6 protein-coding genes and 1 pseudogene are annotated in these 23,564 nt (G+C 45.2%); all 7 read right to left on the reverse strand.

Translation table 11 applies throughout. From position 1 onward, the window contains the following. Positions 1 to 139 precede the first annotated feature (139 nt). Positions 140 to 5,413, reverse strand: a complete 5,274-nt coding sequence (locus CCU_RS06085) for a fibronectin type III domain-containing protein (RefSeq protein ID WP_208896037.1) — start codon at positions 5,411 to 5,413, stop codon at positions 140 to 142. After that, positions 5,346 to 18,998: a hypothetical protein gene (locus tag CCU_RS06090; RefSeq protein WP_015533965.1), complete on the reverse strand. Its 13,653-nt coding sequence runs from the start codon at positions 18,996 to 18,998 to the stop codon at positions 5,346 to 5,348. Before CCU_RS06090 ends, CCU_RS06085 begins: the two co-directional genes overlap by 68 nt. 202 nt (positions 18,999 to 19,200) lie before the next feature. Next, the gene (locus tag CCU_RS06095) at positions 19,201 to 19,824 is read right to left on the reverse strand and encodes a hypothetical protein (RefSeq protein WP_015533966.1); all 624 of its coding nucleotides are present in this window, start codon (positions 19,822 to 19,824) and stop codon (positions 19,201 to 19,203) included. Positions 19,825 to 19,928: 104 nt separating this feature from the next. Further along, positions 19,929 to 20,891, reverse strand: coding sequence for a class B sortase (gene srtB, locus CCU_RS06100; RefSeq protein WP_015533967.1), 963 nt, complete (start codon positions 20,889 to 20,891; stop codon positions 19,929 to 19,931). Between the two features lie 7 nt (positions 20,892 to 20,898). Next, positions 20,899 to 21,873, reverse strand: a complete 975-nt coding sequence (locus tag CCU_RS06105) for an LCP family protein (RefSeq protein ID WP_158576563.1) — start codon at positions 21,871 to 21,873, stop codon at positions 20,899 to 20,901. A 97-nt stretch (positions 21,874 to 21,970) separates the two neighbouring features. Continuing rightward, a complete protein-coding gene (glyA, locus tag CCU_RS06110) occupies positions 21,971 to 23,206 on the reverse strand; it encodes a serine hydroxymethyltransferase (protein ID WP_015533968.1) in 1,236 nt (411 codons plus the stop codon). A gap of 46 nt (positions 23,207 to 23,252) precedes the next feature. Continuing rightward, positions 23,253 to 23,564: pseudogene (locus CCU_RS06115) on the reverse strand (glycosyltransferase family 2 protein); the annotation flags it as partial.

Raw genomic sequence — 23,564 nt, forward strand, 5'->3', positions numbered from 1 at the left:
TATCATCTCTCAGGCGGACTGACTCCTCCGCCTCATAGATAACAAAAAGCATCCACCAGATAAGCCTGTTTCCAGGCTCACCCGGTTGGATGCTTTTTATAGTTTTATTTCCGGCTTTCCCTTATCTAACTGTCAGTCACTATTTGACAACGATCTTCTTTACTGTTGAGTATGAACTCTTATATGTTGTCTTACCTGACTTGTTAAATGCACGCACCTTGAAGTAATATGTCTTGCCTTTCTTCAGGCCCTTCTTGGTGTACGAAGTCGTACTGGCCTTTCTTATGGTTGCAACAGCCTTATAAGTGCCTCTCTTTGATGTTGACATGTATACGATGTAACCTGTTGCTCCCTTGGCTCTCTTCCATGCAATTTTCGCCTGCTTGACTCCGGCCTTCGCTGATACAACAGGTGTTGCAGGAAGTGTAAATCCTGATACATATGTTCCGGCATTCTCTACGATCGCCTTTCCATCCTTCTTGTATGCCACAACTCTGTACTTATACGTTGTTCCGGCACTGAGCTTTGAGCTTACAAATACGACCTTTGACTTGCTTGTGATGGTCTTGATCTTGACTGCTCTGTTGCCGCGGTATCTGTAAACTATGTATCCATCAGCGTTGTTTACCTTGCTCCATTTCATCGTTATCGATGCATTGCTTCTGGCACTGATCTTAAGATTCTTGACTGCCGATGGCGTTGTCATGATCCTTGCTGTAGCATCCTCACCAACGAGCTCCTTGCTGCCGACCTTCTTGTATGCAACTACCTTGAATGTGTAAGCTGTACTTCCAGTCAGACCGTTTACATTATAAGCTGTCTTTGATGTCGAACCAAGATATTTGTAATTGTCCTTTGCTACAAGTCTGTATACCTTGTAGCCTGTAGCTCCCTTAACTGTATTCCACTTGAGCGCTATCGACTTCTCTGCCCTGCTGCTGAATGAAATACCTGAAACCTTAGCTGGCTTTGTTGCTGCATTTATGACTGTCTTCTCGCTATACAGTGTCTTGCCTGACGACTTCACATATGCTGATACCGCGAACTTGTAATCAGTTCCCGCTGCCAGACCTGTGATATTGCTGCTTGTGCCCTTCACTGTTGCAACCTTCACATATGTCTTCTTACCTGTATCATATCTGTACACCTCATATCCCTGGGCATATGCACTGCTGCTCCATGATAGCTTCAGTGATGTTGTTGTCTCACCGCTTGCCGCAAGGTTCTTCACCTTTGCAGGAAGGATGTTGAATGTAACCTTCTTTGTTCCGTAGAAGTTGTTAAGTCCTGTGATCGTAACACTTGCAACACCCGGCTTCACGTTGTTGCTGTACTCAACCGTGTACTCCTTTGGATTTATCACTGTACTGCCGATCTTAACTGTAACCGCCGGCTTGATCGCTGATCCTGTGTAGGTCTTGTCTGCTATCGCTGATACGGTTGCCTTTGATATGTCAAATGCCTTGATCCTGAACTGCTTTGTAACGCTTCCCTTGTAGTCGCCCATGAACTTCACAGTGACTGAAGCCTTACTTGTTCTCGTCATGGTGATTCCGCTGTTGTTCTGGTATGTGATCGTGTAATCTCTGCCTTCCTTCAGCACATTTGTTCCCCATGTTATCGTGACATTATCAAACTTAAATGCTGTGCCCTTGTATATAACCTCGGACTCAATTCCGTTTATAACAGCCGTGTTGCTTATATCTGCCTTGCTTATCACAAAGCTCTTCTTTACAGAATCTGTGTAGTTGCCTGCACCTGTTATTGTTATGACTGCTGTTCCTACATGAACATTGTTCTCGTACTTCACAGTATAGTCCGTTCCCTGGCTGAGCTTCTGTCCATCCAGTTCAACTTCAATATCCTGTGTTATTGCATTACCTGTGAATACCTTTCCTGTAATACCCTTGATCTCAGCTCCAGCGATACTCTTCTTTGTAATTGCAAAGTATCTTGTCACTGAATCCTTGTAGTTGCCCTTACCGGTCACAACCACCTTTGCGCGTCCTGTCACATCTGTGTTCATATCGAAGCTGAGTATGTAGTCAACTCCCTCTGTCAGCTCCACATCACCATTCTTTACCTTTACAACAGGTATGAGCTGGTTTCCTGTGTACTCGATCGATGTGCTGCACTCAACTGTACAGTTCTTGATACTTCTTGCTGTTATCTCAAATGTACCTGTTGTCTCTCCGGTGTAGTTGCCCTTTCCTGTTATGCTTACCTCTGCGGTTCCGACCTCAGTGTTGTTACTGTAAGCCACTGTGTAATCCGCTGCTGATAACACAACACCGTTGACTGTCACTGTAACGGCTGGAGTTACCGGCTTTCCTGTGTATTCCGTATCCTCTGCCACAACTACTGCATTATCGATTGATGCCGCTGTTATGGCAAATGTTGCTGTCACACTTCCTGTGTAATTAGACCGGCTTCCTGCTGTAGCTGTAACCGTTGCTGTTCCAACGTTTACATTTGAAGCATATCTCACTATGAAGCCCGCGATATCTTCATCGTCAAGCACAAATGCTCCGTCACTGCTGTTAATAGCTGTAACTGATGGAGTGAGTGCCTTTCCGGTGTATGTCATGCTGCTCTTTGAAAGCTCTGCTACATAACCTGTTACGTCTCTCTTGACGATCTCGAAAGTTGCCGTCTTAGAACTTACGTAGTCTCCATATCCTGTGATCGTCACTGTGGCAGTTCCAACATTATAGTTATTGATGTATGAAACCTTGTAATCAGTTCCCTGTACAAGCGTCTTGCCACCGTATGTAACATTTACCGCAGGTGTGATATTCTTCTTTGCAAATTCCTGATCAGGTATTGCACTGATCTTGGCTCCGCTTATATTTACAGGATCCTTTGTAATGGTAAATTCTCTCTCCACAGTTCCTGTGTAGCTTCTCTTACCTGTTACTGTTGCCTTTGCCGACTGTCCGCCTGCTGTAGGCTCAATATTATTGCTGTACTCGATCTCGTAGTCAACACCCTCTACAAGCACCAGATCTCCATATGTAATTGTGAGCTCCGGCTCTATCTTCTTGCCTGTGTAAATCTGACCCTCGATCTCGCTCACATGACAGTCTGCAAGATTTCTTCTTGTTATAGCAAAGTATCTGTTAACACTTCCTGTGTAGTTGCCAATACCTGTGATGGTAACACTTGCCTTGTCCGTCACGTTCTTATTTCCACTGTATGATACAGTGTAGTCTCTTCCTGCCACAAGTACATCGTCGCCGTATGTTACCTTAAGTCCGGCAAATGTTATTGCCTTTCCTGTGTAGGTTACGCTGTCTTTTATACCTGTTATATCTGCATCTGCAATATCTGCACCGCCAATAGCAAACAGCTTGCTGGCAGTTCCTGAATAATTGCCCTTTCCTGTTATCACCGCAACTGCTGCCGTTGTCACCTCGACATTGTTCTTGTAGCTTACGGTGTAATCCCTGCCTGCCACAAGCTCTCTCTGTCCGTCAACAACCGTGAGCTTTGGTGTAACCGCATTACCGGTATAATTCTGTCTGTCGATGTCCTTTATCTCTGCAAGAGATATGTCTCTAGCTGCGATATCGAATTTCTCAACCGCCGTTCCAGTGTAGTTGCCTATACCTGTGATGGTAACGCCTGCCTTATCTGTGTCTGTTGTGACATTCACATTGTCACTGTATGAAACTGTAAAGTCTCTGTCCTCCACAAGAGCTGTTCCGCCAAGTGAAACTGTAACTGCAGGTGTAAGTGGATCTCCTGTGTATCTTGCCGATGCCACCGTAATGTCTGCATCTGCAAGATTTCTGGCACTTATCTTAAATCTTGCTGTGGTGCTTCCACTGTAGTTACCCATACCTGTGATGGTGAGCACTGCACTGTCTGTCACGTTCACATTGTTGCTGTAGTCTGCTCTGTAGTCGCGTCCCTCAACAAGTGTCCTGCCTCCGAGTGTAACTGTGTGATCCGGAGTTACAGCTTCACCCGTATAAACTCCGTTTCCAACCTTTACTGAAGCATTGTCGACTGAAGCACCTACTATTGCAAATGTCTTGCTGACACTTCCTGTGAAGCCTTCACCCTCAAGTGCCTTTATAGTAACCTTACCTGTTCCAACATTTGTATTTGACGAGTAGCTGATCTCAAGGTTGTCAAAATCAGTAACTGTCACTGTCTTTCCAGCTCTCTTCACTGTAAATGAATTGATCACCGGTTTTACTGCTGTTCCTGTATACATATACTCGGATGCATCAAGAGCTATCTGTCCATCACTTATATCGACCGGATTGATGTTAAACTTAGCCGATAAAGATCCGGTATTTGAATTGATACCTCTAACTGTTACGGTTGCCACACCCTCATCGATGTTGTCCACATATACGAGTGCGTAATCCTCGCCGTATACAAGTGTCTTTCCACCAAATGTAACTGTCACATCCGGTGTGAGCGGCTGGCCGAAGTTGTAAAGCTGATCACTGATCTTGCTTATCACAGCCTTGGATATATCCACAAGATTCTTAGATATCGTGAAGTTCACTGTTATGCTTCCTGTGTAGTTACCAGATCCTGTGATCTTGATCTCAGCCTTCGAGCTGGCCGTTGTCTCATTTATGTTGTTGCTGTACTCTGTCTTGTAATCTGTTCCAGACACGAGAACCTGTGTTCCGTCTCTCACTGTGACCTCAGGTGTTACAGCCTTTCCTGTGTGTACCTGTCCGCCAATCGCATCGACTCTACACTTGCTTATGTCCTTAGCTGTGATCTTGAATGTTCTGCTCAGCTCTCCGCTGTAATTGCCGATACCTGTTATCACAACCTCCGCACTGTCTGTCACGTTTACATTGTTCTTATACTCTACTGTGTAATCCTCATCCTCGGACAGTTTCTTTCCGACCAGTGTCACAACGATCTCGCCAAATGTTATGGCCTTTCCTGTGTATTCTGTGCCGGCTGGTATACCTGATACCTCTGCGTCCTCAAGAGTGAGACTCTTTATACTGAAGTTCTTCTCTACAGTTCCCTTGTAATTGCCCTTACCGGTTACGATAAGCTTGGCTGAATCTGAAACCTCTATGTTGTTCTCATATGTCACAGTGTAGTCCGTTCCTGCAACAAGCTGTACTCCATCGAGTGTCACCTTTGCATCCGGTCTGATCTCACTGCCGCTGTACATCTGATCCAGTATATCATTGATCTTCGCCTCATTGATCGCCTTTGGCTCAATGTCGAATGTAGCAGTCACAGTGCCCTTATAGTTTCCTGTTCCCTTGACGGTCACAGTCGCCTTTGACTTTGCTGTCGTAGCGTTCACATTGTTGCTGTAAGAAACAACATAATCAATGTCTGCATTTAATATCTCATCATCGAGAGTTACTGTCACAGCCGGTGTAAGTGGCTTTCCAGTGTAAACTGATGACTGGACATTCACATCTGCCTTGCTCAGATCCTTTGCAGTTATCGCAAAGTATGCGACAACTGTTCCCTTCGTAGTTTCCTGTACCGGTCACTGTGAGGATGGCTGCTGTTCCAACATTTACATTGTTGCTGAACACCACATTGAAATCTGTTCCCGCAGTGAGTTTCTTGCCATCAAGTGTCACTGTATATGCAGGCTTTACTGCACTTCCTGTGTACACATGGTCTTCCACATCAACTACAGCCTGTGCGATATCCACCTCTGTGATCTCAAACTTCTTTGTCACAGATCCTGTAAATCCGCTTCCCTGTGCTGCCTTTATAACCGCACCAGCAGTTCCGACATTTGTATTGTCCGTGTATGTCACATCAAATGCTGTCATAGATGTCACTGCCGTCGCCTTGCCATCCCTGCTTACTGTTATCATCTTAACTGCAGGTCTGATCTCTGATCCCGTGTACTCAAATGAGTCATTCTCAAGTACAACCTCAGCAGTTGTTATATCTACTGGCTTTATGGCAAATGTTGTGCTCACCGAGCCTGTGTTCTTGTTGATACCATTTGCCTGTATCGTCGCCGTACCTTCATTGATATTGTCGATGTATACAAGCTCGTAGTCCACATCCTGTGTCAATGTCTTGCCGCCATATGTAAGTGTAACCTCTGGTCTTATGGCATTTCCAAAGTTGTAATACTGGTCATCGACCTTGCTCATTACAGCCTTTGATATATCCACAACCTCCTGTGTGATGGTGAATACCGCACTGTTGCTGCCTCTGTAGTTGCCCTTACCTGTTATGGTGACCTCAGCACTGTCTGTCACATCTGTGTTGTTGCTGTAAGTAATGTCATAATCCTTTCCGGTCTCCAGTATCCTTGCGCCATCTCTGACTGTGATCTCAGGCTCAACCGCCTTACCTGTGTATATCTGTCCGCCAATCGGATCAATGCTGCATCTGCCGATATTCTTAGCTGTTATGGCAAATGCTGTTCTAACCTGTCCGCCGTAGTTTCCTGTGCCCTTTATGATCACATATGCAGGATTCTTCTCATCTGTAACGTTCAGGTTGTTCTCGTAGCTTACTGTGTAGTCCGTACCGTTCACAAGTGTCCTGCCGTTTACTACAACTGCTATATCTGCAAATTCAATGGCATCTCCTGTAAATACTACCGCATCCTGGATTCCACTTATCTCTGCATTGTCTATGCTGTATGCCTTTATAGCAAATGTTCTGGTCACTGATCCCTTGTAGCTTCCTCTACCTGAGATAATAGCGCTGGCCTTGTCTGTAACCGAATCGTTGTTCTCGTATGCCACTGTGTAATCAGTGCCCTCTGAGAGAACATTGTTGCCATTTACAATTCTCAGTTCAGGTTTTACTGCCTGACCGCCGTATGTCTGATCTGGTATCTCCGGTATGTCAAGCTTTGATATATCCATAGGAGTTATAGAGAACTCTCCCTGGACTGTTCCTGTGTAGTTGCCTGTTCCTGTCACTGTCACAACAGCCTTTGCTGTGTCAGATGTGACATTCACATTGTCGCTGTAGCTGAGCTTATAGTCAGTTCCCTGAACAAGAGTCTTTCCATCAAGGACTACACTGACTGTTGTCGTAACTGCGCTTCCTGTGTATTCAGCATCATCGGCCTTTACCTCAGCCTGTGATATCCTCTTAGGAGTTATGCTGAACTTCTGTGAGAGCTTTCCGGTGTAATTTCCGGTTCCCTCTATAGTAACCAGTGCATTGTCAGTAACATTCACATTGCCTGAAACTGTTACCTTGTAGTCAACGCCCTCTGCAAGAGTCTTTCCTCCAAGAACTACTCTGCATACAGGAGTGATTGCGCTTCCCGTATATACTGCACTGTCAACGCTGACCTCTGCCTGCTCTATTGAAGCTGCAACGATCCTGAAGGATGTGCTTGTGCTTCCTGTATAGCTCTGGCCTTCGCCTACGGCGATCTTAACTGTAGCCGTACCGACATTTACATTGTCTGTACATGTGATCTCAAATCCTGCGAGATCTGTGAGTACCTTCTTAACTCCATTTCTTGTGACTGTTATCGATTCTACATCTGCTGTTACCGCATCTCCTGTGAAACCATATGAATCCTTCACAAGTGCGATCTCTGCAGTTGTTATATCTATAGGAAGGATCTTGAATGTCTTACTTACCTCGCCCTTATTCTGGTCGATTCCCTTCACTGTAGCTGTAGCCGTACCGGCCTCAATGTTATCAGTGTAGGTTACGCTGTAATCAACATTCTCTGTAAGCTTTCTTCCTCCAAGATTTACACTGAGTGCAGGTGTGAGCTCCTCACCGAAGTTGTAATGCTGATCTGCGATATCACTTATCACCGCATTTGAAATGTCGAGCACTTCCTTTGCGATGGTGAACTCTGCTGTAAGCTGTCCGGTGTAGTTGCCCTTACCTTCTATAACTGCCTTGGCATTCTTGCCCACCTCGATATTATCACTGTAAGATACCGTGTAGTCTCTTCCATTTTCGAGTACCTTTGATCCATCTCTTACTGTAACCTCAGGGGTGATCTCCCTGCCTGTATATGTCTGTCCTCCGATGGCATCGACCTTGCACTTCTCAAGACTTCTTGGGGTTATGCTGAAGGCTGTTCTTATCTGTCCACCGTAGTTGTCGTTACCCTTTATGATAACGTATGCCATGCTGTCCTCAGTGGTTGCATTGACATTGTTCTCATAACTTACTGTGTAATCTGTTCCATATACAAGTGTCTTTCCATTCATCACAACTGTTATGTCCTTAAAGGTTATGCTGTCTCCTGTATATTCTGCGCTCTCAGGTATTCCTGTCACAACCGCCGGTGCTATGCTTGCTCCGCATATCTCAAACAGCTTTGTAACGGTTCCCTGATAGTTACCCTTACCTTTGACTACTGCTCTCGCCTCTGTAGTCTTGTCTGTATTGTTGCTGTATGTTACATCGTAATCTCTTCCCGCAACAAGAACTGTGTCTCCGTTTCTTACGACCACCACTGGCTCTATCGCCTCGCCGGTGTATTCCTGAGCATCAATGCTGTCAACATCGGCTGCTGTAAGAGTCTTTGCCGTGATGTCAAAGTAAACTGTGAGCTTTCCTGTGTAGTTGCCCATGGCCTTGATGATCGCTGATGCCTTCTTCTCAGCCGTTGTGACATCTATGTTGTCTGCGTATGTAACTGTGTAGTCCTCACCCTTGGTCAGAGTCTTGCCTCCAACCTCAAGAACTACATCAGGTGTCAGCGCAGATCCTATATATACCTGAGCCGGTATGCTGCACTTTCCGCCGTCTATGCTCTTTGCACTGATCTCAAATGTCTGGCTCAGTACGCCCTCATAATTACCGCATCCGGTGATCTTTAACAGAGCGTCCTCTCCTGCCTCTACATTGTTTTCAGCCGATACCGTGTAATCCACGCCGGCTGTCAGCACCTTATCTCCCAGAGTTACCTTTACATCCGGTATAACCTCTGATCCGGTGTACTCAGCATCTGCCACGCTCACGACCGCACCGCTTATGCTCTTTCTTGTGATAGTAAATGTAGTTGATGCAGTTCCGGTGTAGTTCGTATCCTTTCCTGCACTTACAGTAACCTTTGCCGTTCCGGCATCTGTATTGTCACTGTATTCCACAGCGAATGAAGAGAGATCTGTGATACTCTCAGTCACACCACCATTAGGAACGCCAAGTCTTGTCACTGCAGGTGTAATCGCCTCACCTGTGTAGGTGAATGATGTTCCCCTGAGAACTACTGACGCCTTTGATATATCTGCCGGCTTTATGACAAATGTCTTTGTAACTGGCTTGTTGTAATCACCTGTACCTATGATCTTTACAGTTGCAGTTCCCGCATCAATATTATCGGTATAAGTCACTGTATAGTCGGTGTTAAGTGTGAGTGCCTTTCCTCCAAAGCTTACCTTGACTTCAGGGGTTATGGCCTGTCCGAATGTATATGTCTGATCCGGAATAGCCTCTATCTCAGCCTTTGATATATCTGTAAATACTCTTCCTATAACGAATTCCTTCGTTACCTTTCCTGTGTAGTTGCCCTTTCCTGTGATTATAGCCTTAGCCTTTGTTGTCTCTGTAGTCTCATTTATATTCGACTCATATGTGACATCATAGTCAACGTCGCTCACAAGAAGAACATTACCATTTCTTATCGTTACTTCCGGCTCTATGGCCTTTCCTGTGTATACCTGGCTTTCAATCTCCTCGACATCACATTCCCTGAGATCCTTTGCCGTAATCACAAAGTGTACATCCTTGCTTCCGGTGTAATTGCCTGTACCTGTTACTGTAAAGTATGTACCATCCTCTGTTGTGACTGCCTTGTTGCCTGTGTATGTGATCCTATAATCAATTCCCTCTGTGAGGATCTCGCTTCCATCGGCAACTATAATATCTGCAAATGTCACATCAGCACCTGTGTAAGCCACAGACTCACTGTATCCGCTAATGGCGACTCCTGTAAGTGACTTAGGTACTATCGCAAATGTTGTTCTGAGGGTTCCTACATAGTTGCCCTTTCCTGTGATAACCACCTGTGCAGGTGCATCCTTTGTCGTAACATCTGTGTTTCCTGTGTATTCAGCCTCATAGTCAACACCGGCTTTCAGTGTTGTTCCATCAGCCATGCTTACTGTCACTGCCGGGGTGATAGGACTTCCGGTATATGTCTGATCACTGATCTTATACGCAACTGCACTTGAAATGTCTGCTGCAGCTATTCTAAAGGTCTTTGTGATAGTGTCTTTATAATTGCCGGTTCCCTTTACTATAACGTTTGCCGTGCCGACATTGACATTCTTCTCATAGGTAACTGTGTAATCCACACCATTTGTCAGAAGCTTGTCTCCAAGTGTTACTTCCACATCAGGAGTGAGCTCCTTACCTGTGTAGATCTGATCTGCGACTTCCACATCGGCATCAGTGATCGTTCTCTCTGTTATAGCAAACTCTGCACTGATGGTTCCCTTATAATTGCCACTTCCTGTAATCTTTACAGTACCCTTTCCTACGTTTGTGTTACTGCTGTAGCTCAGAGTGTAATCCCTGCCCTCTGTCAGAACCACTGTACCAAGTGTTACCCTGACAGCCGGGGTAAGAGGTGTTCCCTGATATACCGCATCGTCTACCTCAACTGCTGCGCCTGACAGATCTGCCTCTGTTATGGCAAACTCACCTGTCACGCTGCCCTTGTAGTTGGTGTTGCTCTTTGCTGATACGCTGATGGACGCTGTTCCTACATTGACATTGCTGCCAAAGCTTATGTCAAAGCTGTCCATATCAGTTATCATCACATCTCCAAACTCTATGCCTGTAACCTCAGGCTTCTGGCTCTTTCCTGTGTACACAAAGCTTCCCTGATCTATAACCACACGGCCTGCTGATATGTCCGCAGGGTTGATGGCGAAGCTTACTCTCTTTGTCTTGGAGTAATACTTTGTTCCGGTTATGATCACATATGCTGTTCCAGCATTTATATTGTTCTCATATGTTAAGGTGTAATCTGTATTCTCTTTCAGTGTAATTCCGTTATACATAACAGTGACTGAAGGAGTTACAGCCTTGCCAAATGCATATGTCTGCGCCGGTATAGCCGACACTGTAGCGCCGTTTATATCCACAACGCTTCTTGTTATCGAGAAGTAGACTACAGCAGTTCCTGTATAGTTGCCAATACCGGTGATCTCTGCCTTCGCCTCATCCGTCTCGTCTATATTGTTGCTGTATGTAACTTCATAGTCTGTTCCGGCCTTCAGGGTGACGCTGCCATTCTTTATGGTGAGCACCGGCTCTATGGCCTTACCTGTCCATGTCTGTCCCTGGATCGGGCTGATTTCGCAGTTTGCTATATCTGCCTTTGTTATCTTGAAGGCTGCAGTCTTCTCACCGCTGTAATTGCCTGCTCCGATGAATCTGACAGTCGCTGTTCCGATCTCCTTATTATCAGTGTACTCAACAACGTAATCCTGATTCTCTACAAGTTTTGTATCTCCAAGTGTGAGCTCATATCCTGTGAGGACTATGCTCTCACCGGTATACTCTACACTCTCAGGTATTCCTGTTATGACTGCATCTGCAAAGTCTGCCTTTGTTATCTCAAACTCAGCCACACACTGACCTGTGTAATTTCCACGGCCTGTGATAGTTGCCTTTGCCTTTCTTGAGTCTGTTGTAACACTTACATTGTCGCTGTATGTGACGTCATAATCACTGCCCTCTGTCAGAACTATCTCTCCGTTCTTGACTGTAACCTTTGGACTGTGGGCTGTTCCGTCGTATACAACAGACGCTATATGTGAGACCACGCACTTGCTTATATCCATTGCGGATATGGTGAATGTCTCTGATGCTGTTCCTGTGTAATTGTGCTTACCTGTTATCGTCACTGTGGCTGTACCCTTATCGGTATTTCCACTATAGTCAACATCATACTCGGTGTCTGCGATCTGCTTTCCACCTAATGTAACTGTTATCTCCGGTGTAAGCGGAGCTCCAGTATACACCTGATCTGCAACAGTTATCTTTGCTGCACTTATGGATCTTGCTGCGATCTTGAAGGTCGTCTTAACTGTTCCGGCATAGTTGCCCATACCCTTTACAGTAACCGTTGCTGTTCCGGCATCGGTATTGTCAGCATATCCCACTGTGTAATCTGTTCCCTCTATAAGCTTTGTCTGTCCCAGATATACTGTCACTGCCGGCTTGAGTGCAGCACCTGTGTATGTCTGATCGGCAACCGTGAGCTGGGCATCTGTGATGTCTGCCGCAGTGATCGCAAACTTGCCTGTAACTGTTCCCTTATAGTTTGAACTGCTTCTGGCTGTGAGAGCTATCTCTCCACTGCCTACATTTATATTGTTGCTGTATGTCACGTCAAAATCTGTGCCAGGCTCTATGCTGCCGCCAGCCAGAGTGATTCCTGTCACTACAGGCTTGATCTCGCTTCCGGTATATCCGTAAGCATCCTTCTCAAGCTCAAGGACTCCTCCTGTCACATCGAGCTGTTCGATAGTAAATGATGTATCTATGACTCCATGATACTCTCCGGCTCCTGTCACGATTATGTATGCCTTTCCGGCATTCACATTGCTCTGATAGCTTACTGTATACGCATCCTCTGGAAGCACCTCTCCATCCAGTGTAACTGATATAGCCGGTGTGATCTGCTTGCCATAGTTATATACAAATGGTCCCTTGTCTGTTATAGAGATGACCGCAGGTGTTATATCTATAACTCTCTCTGCTATCATAAATGTCTTCTGTACAGATCCGGTGTAGTTGCCCTTTCCTGTGACAACCGCCTTTGCCGGCTTGTCTGCTGTTGACACCTCAATATTGTCGCTGTATACGACATCATAATCCGTGCCCTTCACAAGAGTTCTGCTGCCATCCTTGACTGTTATGTCTGGTGTAAGTGCCTTTCCTGTGTGGGTCTGTCCCGGAATATCGCTGACTGTACAATCCTCTATGCTCTTTGCTGTGATAGTGAATGTCCAGCTTGCTTTTCCTGTATAATTACCCTTTGCACTGAAGATGATATTCGCCTTGCTGCTGGCAGTAGATACATTCAGATTGTTGACATATTCAGTCTCGTAGTCCACACCATTTACAAGCTTAACACCGTCCACAGTGAGCACAGCCTGATCAAATGTAATAGCCTTTCCTGTGTATACGACTGAACTCTCCACGCCGTCTATCTCTGCATCTGTTATATCCTTCTGTCCAATTGTAAATTCTACACGTCTTGTTGTACTGCTGTCATAGTTACCCTTACCTCTGATTATAACTGCAGCCTTTGAATCTGTGGTCGATGCATTGACGTTATTCTCATAGTCGACAGTGTAATCTGTTCCCTCTGTGAGAACCGCATCTCCATCCTTAACTGTTATATCCTGTGTTATCTCAAATCCAGTGTATGTCTTATCTGCCACACCTGCAACCGTAATGCCCTCAGCATTTATACTTCTCGCATTTATGACAAATGTGCCGTCAAGCTCTCCGGTATAGTTGCCCTTACCTTTGATCTTGAATTTACCGGTTCCTGCATTTGTAACTTCGCCTTCTACATACTCTACTGTATAATCCTGGCCCTCCACAAGTTTCTCGTCTCCAAGTACGACTGAGATCTTCGTGGTGAGCGGCTTACCTGTATAGCTCTGTGCCTGAGCACTTACCTTTGCTCCCGTGAGCGACTTCGCACCGATAGTAAAGAGAAGCTTTACCTCTCCTGTATAGTTACCTGTACCTGTCACCATCACGCTTGCCTTATCGGAACACTCCACATTGCTGTCGTAGCTGAGTGTATAGTCGACATCCTTCTTGAGAATGACATTTCCACTTCTGACAACCGGCTCAGGAGTTATCTCAGATCCGGTATAGCTGAACTCTGTCTGCTCAAGGCTTGCCCAGCTCTCCTCTATCTTCGCTGCAGTTATTGTCGCTGCGATATCAAAGCTTCCTGTAAAGTTACAGTCAGCCTTTGCAGTAACTGTTATTGTTCCTGTTCCAACATTTATCAGGTTCTTCTGTGTTACAGTGAAATCTGACATGTCCGTCACAGTGTACTTCTTGCCATCAACTGTGATGTCAAAGCTCTCCACTGTAAATGTCGTTCCAGCCGGTGTGTACACCGCTGAATAAGTCTTAGATGCCACTGCCTTTGCAATAGACAATGGAAGTATCTTGAATGTCTTCTCGACAGTTCCTGAATATCCCTGTACAGTGATACCTGTAACTGTCATTGTCGCAGTTCCGACATTCACATTGTTTGTATAAGTTACCGTATAGCAGTCAGCGTCAAGCTTCACGCCATCCACTGTGACTGTTGCAGCCGGCTCTATCTTATCTCCCATGTGGTATGTCTGATCTGCTATATCAGCAACATCCGCATCTGTTATCTTGACGATCTTCTTGGCAATATCAAATGTTGCCTTCACAGATCCCTTATAGTTGCCTGTTCCACTTATATCAGCAACAGCCTTTGACTCGGTTGTTGTGACATTGATATTGTTGCTGTATGCAACGGTATAATCCGTTCCCTTTACAAGAGTGTTTGCACCGTCAGTGACAGTCACTTCAGGCTCAACAGCCTTTCCTGTATAGATCTGTGCGCTGATCGGCTGAACTGTGCAATCTGCTATATCCTTCTGCTCGATCACGAACTGAACTATCTTCTCACCGGTGTAATTGCCCTTACCTGTGATAAGTATCTCTGCCTTGCTGTCAGTTGTGGAAGCATTTCTGTTATTTGTATATTTCACTGTGTAGTCAGCAGCAGTGAGCTTTCTGCCCGACACTGTAACTGCCAGTCCTGCAAATGTTATATCTGCGCCAGTGTATACCACACTGTCCTCAACGCCTGTTACAACTGCCTTGCTGACTGATGCAGGAACAATATTGAACTCGATCTTCTTTGTTCCGCTGTATACGCCCTTACCAGTTATGGTTATCGACGCCTTAGCTGAAGCCGTGCTGACATTCTCATTATTATCATATGAAGATACAACATAGTCCTCACCCTCAACAAGCTCGGTGCCATCGTAGCTGACTGTTATATCCGGTGTTATCGCTGAGCCTGTGTATGTCTGGTCAGCTATATCAGCCACATCGGCTCCGGCAATATCTATAGCCTTTATCTCGAAGCTTCCTGTAGCGGTTCCATCGAAATTGCCATCCTCCAGAGCTGTTACCGTGATCTTAGCTGTACCAACATTGATATTGTTGGCATACTCAACGCTATAACTTCCTGAAGGCACTGCCATTCCGTCCTTGCATGTAACTGTCACCGCAGGAGTCTGTGCCTTACCTGTGTATGTCACACTTGAAGCTGAAACTGTTGCACCTGTAATACTCTTCTTGTATATTACAAATTTCTGTGTGAGCTCTCCTGTATAGCTGCTGTCCGCCTTTGGAGTGATGGTCACACTTCCATTTCCAACATTTGTATTCTCACCGTATGTGACATTGAAATCATCAAATGATGTTATTCTGTTGACGGTTCCAACCTTCACAGCCACAAGTGATGGCTTGATAGCAGTACCGCTATATTCAAATGTGTCGCCTGATATGATCAGTGTATCACCTGATATGTCATACTTGGCGATCTTGAACGTGTATTCCTTTGTTCCCTTGTACTTGCCCACACCTGTTATGACAAGTGTTGCGGTACCGACCTCATAGTTGTCCTTGAAGGTATATGTATAATCACCGTTTGATCCGGCTGTCATCTCCTCGCCGTCATAGCTCAGAGTAAAGCTTGGTCTGACCGCCATGCCAAAGTTGTATGACTGATCCTCAAGTCCCGTCAAAGTGATCTTGTCACTTGTGCTTATGTCTATAAATTCCTTAGTAATATTGAAGTATTTGATGATCTGACCTGTGTAATGATCACCACAGCCTGTTATGGTCACTGACGCTTTTCCGGCATCCGTGTTGTCTGCATACTCTACTGTGTAATCCTCATTCTCAACAAGCTTGATCTCACCGTTGTATATATTGATCTCAGGTGTTATAGCTGAGCCTGTCCACAACTGATCCGCTATAGCATCCATCTGACAGTTATACACAGCTCTCTTCTCTATCTCGAAACGTATAACCTTCTGTCCTGTGTAATTTCCTATACCGGTTACAGTGATCGAAGCCTTCTCTCCTGAACCTGTTACCTCTATATTATTCGCATACTCAACAGTATAGTCCTTGTCTCTCTCCAGCTTGATAATTTCACCATTAACGTATCTGGTTACATTTATCACCGGTTCGATGGCCATACCTGTGTACATCTGTGACTGGTCGGCCTGGGTTATTCCCATTCCGCTTGAAGATGAAATGATTGAAACAGGTGTTATCTTGAAATACTTGACGATCTCGCCTGTATAATTATCATTTGCAGCCTTTATTACGACCTTGGCCTCATCTGTCACATCCGTGTTATTGCTGTACTCTACCGTATAGTCTACATCCTGCTCCAGCTCAACACTGCCATTCTTGATGGTGACTGCCGGCTCTAATGCCTCTCCTGTGTACTGGCTGTCGGATATATCTTTGACATCGCAGTCCTCAAGAGGCTTAGGTAAAATGTTGAACTCAAGAACCTTAGTTCCGCTGTATGAGCCCATTCCTTCTATAGTAATAGTAGAAGTTCCTACCTTGTCATTGTTCTTTCTGTCGGTGACTGTGAAGTCTGTTCCCTCCTTCAGAACATAACTGCCATTCTTAATGGTAAGCTCCGGCTTCACCTCGCCGCCGTTATAATACTGGTCAGGTATATCCTCATATGTGAGTTTGCCCATATCACCTGACGGAGCAACTATAGTGATCTGGAATGACTTTGAACCGGAATAATATACCGATGCTGACATGGCAATGACTGTCCATGTTCCGGTCTCCTTGTAGCTGAACGGGAAGGTGTAGTTAACTCCCTCAACCAATGTCATTCCGTTGTATGTAATTGTTATATCCGGCTTTATGTTCTCTCCGGTATATTCATAACTGGACTTATTCACAGTCAGCTTTACATCGGCATCTGAGAATGACTTTGCAAGTATGTTAAATGATTTGTACACAGTACCCGCATAGTCTCCCATACCTGTAAATGTAACCTTACCATTGTTGGTTCCCGGCACGATATTCTCGCCGTAAGCAACAGAGTAATCGGTTCCCTCCACAAGTGTCTTGCCGTCGTATGTCAATGTCACATCCGGCTTCAACTGTGCTCCGGTATATTTCATCGATGATATCGTAGAAAATTCCACATCATTCATGCTGATCTTAGATGTCTTTATCGCAAATGTACCTACACATGTTCCCTGGAAATTGCCGAGACCCTTGATCATGACTCTGGCTGAATTTCCGATCTCCACGTTGTTCTCATAACCTGATATCTCGTAGTCAACGCCCTCCACAAGATCCGTATTGCTGAATGTGACCTTTGACAGGGTTGTGGTCACCTCAGAACCTGTGTACTCGGCGTCATCGGCAGTTATTACAGCTTTGGATATATCCGCTGCAACAATCTGGAACTCACATGGAACAGTTCCAGTGTAATTTCCAATACCTACTATATTAAACTTATGTGTTCCTACATTGTAATCCTTGGCATTCCAATACTCACTGAAGTCATATGAGAAATCCTGGGATAACTTAAGTGTAGTTCCAAGTTCCTTATCCTTGACAGAAATATTCTGTGGAGAAACCTGTATCGTTATGTTGTTTGCGGTGTTGAACACTGCATCATCAAATGTTACGGAGAGATTTTCCGTGCTCCTAGGCTTGATGGTGAAGTTCACCGTCTTTGAACCCACATATGAACCAAGTCCTGATATAGTCAGTGATGGCTTAGATGTGGATGTGGATGCATTTGTATTGTTGGTGTAGTATGACACCTTATAATCCTTGCCCTCGACAAGTGTCGTGCCCTTATACTTAACCACCGGACTTGGAGTCTTGGCAGTTCCGTCATATACAAGGTCGTCATCCACCGTAACGTCAGCGTCTGCTATGCTGTATACCTCAGTTCCCTGATCCACGATCTGGAAAGTCTTGGTTACAGTTCCCTTGAATCTGGTAGGTGCTCCTGTTATTGTGACAGTCGCCGTTCCAACATCTGTATTGTTGGTATACTCAACCTTGTACTCATAGTCATTTGTACCCCACTCGTCTATGCTGTGCAGATACTTGTTGTTGGTCTTGTCCAGTATCTTAACAGCCGGCTTTATAGGTTTTCCTGTATATACAAATGTATCACCCTCCAGTGATATCTCCTGATCACTGAGGTTTGCAGCGCTGATTCCGTAGTATATGTAATACTCTCCGTCGCTACCGATCTTATAATTGCTGTTCTTTGCAGCGGACACTACAACTCTAGGGCCGTCCCCAAGAGGATCCTCCACTACCTCTGACTCCTCGTCGTTGTTATAATAATCGACAACATAGTCAGTTCCTTCTGTAAGGAAATATCCTGATGATGTATTCGCTGTCTTTACATATATCTGCGGCCATACACCACCAGCCTGATATGTGTAAATTTTATTTTTGCAATTTTTATGCTGGTTCGCTTTCTCTTTTCCATCTATATAGAAAAGTGCAGTCGAAGTTATACTCTTTGCCTTTATAGTAAAGGTACATGTAAGAGTACCGCTGCAGTTCATGTCTGCATTACCTCTGACTGTAACTGTTGCCGTACCAACATTAACATTGTTACTGTATTCTACAGTATAATAATCTGACGACAGCTTCGTGTCGTTGGTCGTATCTCCAATCTTCTTTACCACCAGCTCTGACGAAGTGAGCGTCCATGGTTTTCCCGAATACGTCTTACCGGATGTCACCGTTGTATAACAATAATATCCGTCCGCATTCAGATCTATGGCATCATCCGCCGCCAGCGTGGCAACAGAATCCCCCACATCACTCTGCTTCTCCGCATCACTGGCCGTCGCCACATTCTGTGACTGTGCCGCCAGCACCTGCGCAATCCCTCCGATCGCAATATCACTCTGGAACAATACGGACAATGCCATAATGAATGCCATGAGAAATGCGATCATTCGTCTGCCATAACTTCTTCTCATAAATTACTCCCTGCCTTTCTTGATATGTACATTTGCGGAATAACCAGTATAAGTGTCTGGAAACCCCATTTATATACAATTTTACCAAAAATCAATATGTTATTCAATGTGCTTTATGAAATAATCACTTGACTTTCTAAACATAAAAAAGAACTTTTGCACATATATATGCAAAAGTTCTTTTTTTTATATACACTATATATTATTTTCTTATCTTTCTCACTGATACAACCACAAGTGCCGCCGCTACGATTCCGGTAAATATGTATATTGGAAGTCTGTCTCCTGTCTGTGGTGCCTTTCCTGCCTGTGATACACCCGCAGTCTGAGGATCATCATCATCCGGTATATCTATGTCATCCTTGACAAACACTGCAAGCTGTCCATCCGATGGGAATTCTGCCAGAAGAACTCCGCTCTCTACGCTGAATGGGATCTTGGTCCAGTCTCCGTCATCCGGAAGAAATCTCACCTGAACTGTCATATCACTGGTGATGGCCGCTCCTCTGATCTTTGTCGTCTCTATCTCAGAATAATCATAATCATTCACCGCTGTAACTGAGAACACTGCAAGAGTTGAATATCCATCCAATGATTTATCTCCAAGCACCTCCGATGGTGCATCTCCAAGCATGAGATTGTCAATATCCGCTATAGTTGTATCCGCCTCGGATATGAGAATGTGTGTCGAATCTGTCTCATAATCATTCTCCGGGCTGTTATTCGCAAATGCTGTTGTTCCGCAGCCTAATGTTATCGCCACCGCTGCAAGCCAGGCTGCCGCTTTTCTCTTAAATGAAGCTGCCTTCCCCAATCTTGTTGTCATAACCTTCACTCCTTGTCTCCCTGATGTCCTTCTCCTGACATCATACTTTGTTCCAAAGTATACCATCATAAAAAGAGAGCGTCAATTGTGCAAAACTCCCTTTTTTATCTGGCATCCGCTTCTATTTCCCCTGTGAGTACCGACTGCACGATCCATCTTTTTCCATCCATTCCACAACATGTAGAAAGAGTCAGCAGTCTGCTGTCAACATCTATTTTTTGGTCATTTTGCACAACCCCAGTATCAAAATTCTCGTCAAATATTCCATCTATGTACGACCGTCTGCCTTTTTTGTCAGAGAAATCATTGTATGTGAATATATGTCTGTCATTTGTCCTGTATGCAGCAAACACCGTATAACACAGCGTACTGTTCGGTGTGTATACATACACATTCCTGTTGTTTCTGAGGAATTCCTCATCCTCATAATTGTGCAGAGTCTTGAACATAGTTCCACTGGACATGTTGTGTCCATACATGACCGTATCAAAATCCGAAAATCCTCTGGAATTTGCAGAGTCTATGAAGATTGCTCCATCAGGGCTGTACTCCCCATATGCATCATGGCTCAGATAATAGCTGTTGTCACTGCCCTGCAGTACCGCATAATCGACATCTGTTCCAGGTATGTATATCCACGCACATATATCCTGATTCTTTTTCTGAAGTTCATCAAAGTCCACCTTCACATGCGGGAATATCACATCATCAATTCCTGCATCCTGCTTGGACGAGGCATCGCTCTCCGTAGCTCCATCTGTTCCATAATCCACATACTCCCTGAGTGCCCGGTTTGCACGGTTGCTCCGGTTATGTGCAAACGCATATCTCACGATCAGGCAGATGCACACCAGCAAAACCACCGATGATACCCCCAAGACCACCTTCCATAAGAGCTTCTTACGCTCTCCTCCCGGTTCGGTCATCACTGCCTCTATCTCAGGGCTGTCGGTATTTCCATTTTCTGCGTGACTTTCCCGCTCATTGTCCTCGACAACGGATTGCGCGAGCGCCACCGCCTCTGCAATTTTTCTTTCTAATTCTTCCTGTCTATCACCGTTCTGCATACAGGCATTACTCCACTTCTCTGTAGAACATTTCGACAAGCTGCTCCTTTAACGCCGCATCGTCAACAATATATTCATCATAATAATTTTCTCTCTCATATGAACCCGGGAACTCATACATTCCGTCATCAGTAAACTCCGCCCCGGCAAATTTCCACGCCAGATACAGCATCCCGGTTCTGGATATGTCTGTTGATATATATCCCGACATCTGTTCATACATATCCCATATCTTCAGGGGATTTCTCTTAAGCTTTTCCTTTAGCAGGCCGCACCATGCACACATGTACTGCTTCTGCCTGTCCATACGGGCGGCATTTGTTCCTATATCCTCCGAGGCACTGTTGCGCTCCGTCACATAATATACCGCCTGCTCCCCTGACAGTGTCACTGTCTCGCCCTGGCGTATATCTGCTCTGTCCAGATCCTCCATGGCTTTCACCGTCACTCCGCCGACAAGCTCGTTCATCTTGCTGATCCCATCAAAGTCAAGCGTCACATATGCATGTATCGGAAGTCCGTCAAGCAGTTCTGATACCGTATATTCCGTGAGTTCCGCACCGTCAGCCACATCACTGCCATATGAAAATGCCAGTGCTGCCTGAAGATTCTGGGTCGTGATATATTTGCCCGCAACACCAAATACCTTGACAGGTGCCAGAGTATCCCTGTTGATATTCAGGCATCTTATCGTCTTGTCCCTGACATTGAGTGTGACAAGTATCAGGGCATCCCCCTGTCCCACGGTGTCAGCCTCTCCTCTGGCATCCACACCGATACACAGTATATTAATGTTGTCTTCATCATACATGTAGCTGTGACCTTCATACAGCATTTCAGCATCCCTGGATCTTTGTCCTCTGAGGGAGCTTCTGCCCGCATGAAGATATGCCGCACATACCAGGATCACCGCCACAACTATAGCCAGAACAGCCACGGCTGCTATGAGTAATTTTTTCTTAACTTTACTGTTACTTTTCATGTTCATGTTCTCAAAAAGCGGCACGGAAACTTCCGTGCCGCTCTTGTTCTTATCTTATATGCCTGACGTACTGCAATGCATCAATATTTCTTATCGATTATGCATACAGTGGATACTTCTCTACAATACTCTTTACAAGCTGCTCAGCCTTTGCCTTATCATTGTCAAGTACTGCTGCCTTTATGGCGTCTGCTATGATCTCCATGTCAGCCTCATTTGCACCTCTTGTGGTAACGGCTGGTGTACCAAGTCTTATTCCACTTGTTACAAATGGTGACTTAGGGTCGTTTGGAACAGTGTTCTTGTTTGCTGTGATATGAACCTCGTCAAGAAGCTTCTCAACTTCCTTACCTGTAAGTCCAAGTCTTTTGAGATCCATGAGCATCAGATGATTGTCTGTTCCGCCTGATACAATATCAAAGCCTCTTGCCATGAGTGCCTTTGCAAGTGCTGCCGCATTCTTGACAACCTGCTCCTGATATGCCTTGAACTCAGGTGTAAGAGCCTCCTTGAAGCATACTGCCTTACCGGCTATCACATGCATGAGAGGACCGCCCTGGATTCCAGGGAATACGGCCTTGTTGAAATTAAACTTCTCATTTATCTCGTTGCTGCACATGATCATACCACCACGAGGTCCGCGGAGAGTCTTGTGCGTTGTGGTTGTTGTCACATGGGCATATGGGATTGGGCTCATGTGAAGTCCTGCTGCCACAAGTCCGGCGATGTGTGCCATATCTACCATGAGATATGCTCCAACCTCATCAGCGATCTCTCTGAATCTCTTGAAATCAATAGCTCTGGCATATGCTGAAGCTCCTGCTACGATAAGCTTTGGCTTGCACTCCTTTGCGATCTCGAGAACTCTGTCATAATCTATAAATCCGTCATCGTTTACACCGTATGGCACGCAGTGGAAATACTTTCCAGACATGTTGACCGGTGAACCGTGGGTGAGATGTCCGCCGTGATCAAGATTCATTCCCATAAATGTATCGCCAGGATTAAGTATTGCGAAGAATACTGCCATGTTTGCCTGTGCTCCTGAGTGTGGCTGTACATTCACATACTCACAGCCAAACAGCTCCTTGGCTCTCTCTCTCGCAAGGTCCTCAACAACATCCACATACTGACATCCACCGTAATATCTCTTACCAGGATATCCCTCTGCATACTTGTTGGTGAGATGGCTGCCCATGGCTGCCATAACCGCCTTTGATACGATATTCTCGGAAGCTATGAGTTCCAGATTGTTATTCTGTCTGTTGAACTCGTCTGTCATTGCTGCCGCTACTTCTGGATCTACCTTTGTTATCTCGTCAAAACTGAACATCGAATTTACCTCCATCAAAAATTTGTTCCTATTATACTCATATATATCACTGTTTTTCAACAGTAAAATTTAACATGTCCTTGTACTGGCCATACTCGTACTCATCATAAAAATATTCCTCAGGTCTTGCGGATATTCCAAGCTCGTCATACCATTCGCCGAGAAGCTTCTCTCTGAGCTTTGTCTTTGTCGGCTCCGCCAGCGTGTTGTAGTTCCACAGGCTGAAGTGAAGAGCGTAATTTATATAGTCCTTCTCTATCTCTGTGTACAGACCGTGATCCTTCAGCATCTGTCTGAGTGCCAGCAGCATGTGATAGAAGTTATCCCACGACTTCTCTCTGGTCTTGGACAGCGAATC

The organism is Coprococcus sp. ART55/1 (assembly GCF_000210595.1).
GTDB lineage: Bacteria > Bacillota > Clostridia > Lachnospirales > Lachnospiraceae > Coprococcus > Coprococcus aceti.

Excerpts from the sequence above, each read along its gene's own strand:
- glyA (WP_015533968.1), bottom strand. The coding sequence starts at position 23,206 with ATGTTCAGTTTTGACGAGATAACAAAGGTAGATCCAGAAGTAGCGGCA.
- CCU_RS06095 (WP_015533966.1), bottom strand. The coding sequence starts at position 19,824 with ATGACAACAAGATTGGGGAAGGCAGCTTCATTTAAGAGAAAAGCGGCA.
- srtB (WP_015533967.1), bottom strand. The coding sequence starts at position 20,891 with ATGCAGAACGGTGATAGACAGGAAGAATTAGAAAGAAAAATTGCAGAG.
- CCU_RS06105 (WP_158576563.1), bottom strand. The coding sequence starts at position 21,873 with ATGAAAAGTAACAGTAAAGTTAAGAAAAAATTACTCATAGCAGCCGTG.
- CCU_RS06090 (WP_015533965.1), bottom strand. The coding sequence starts at position 18,998 with ATGAGAAGAAGTTATGGCAGACGAATGATCGCATTTCTCATGGCATTC.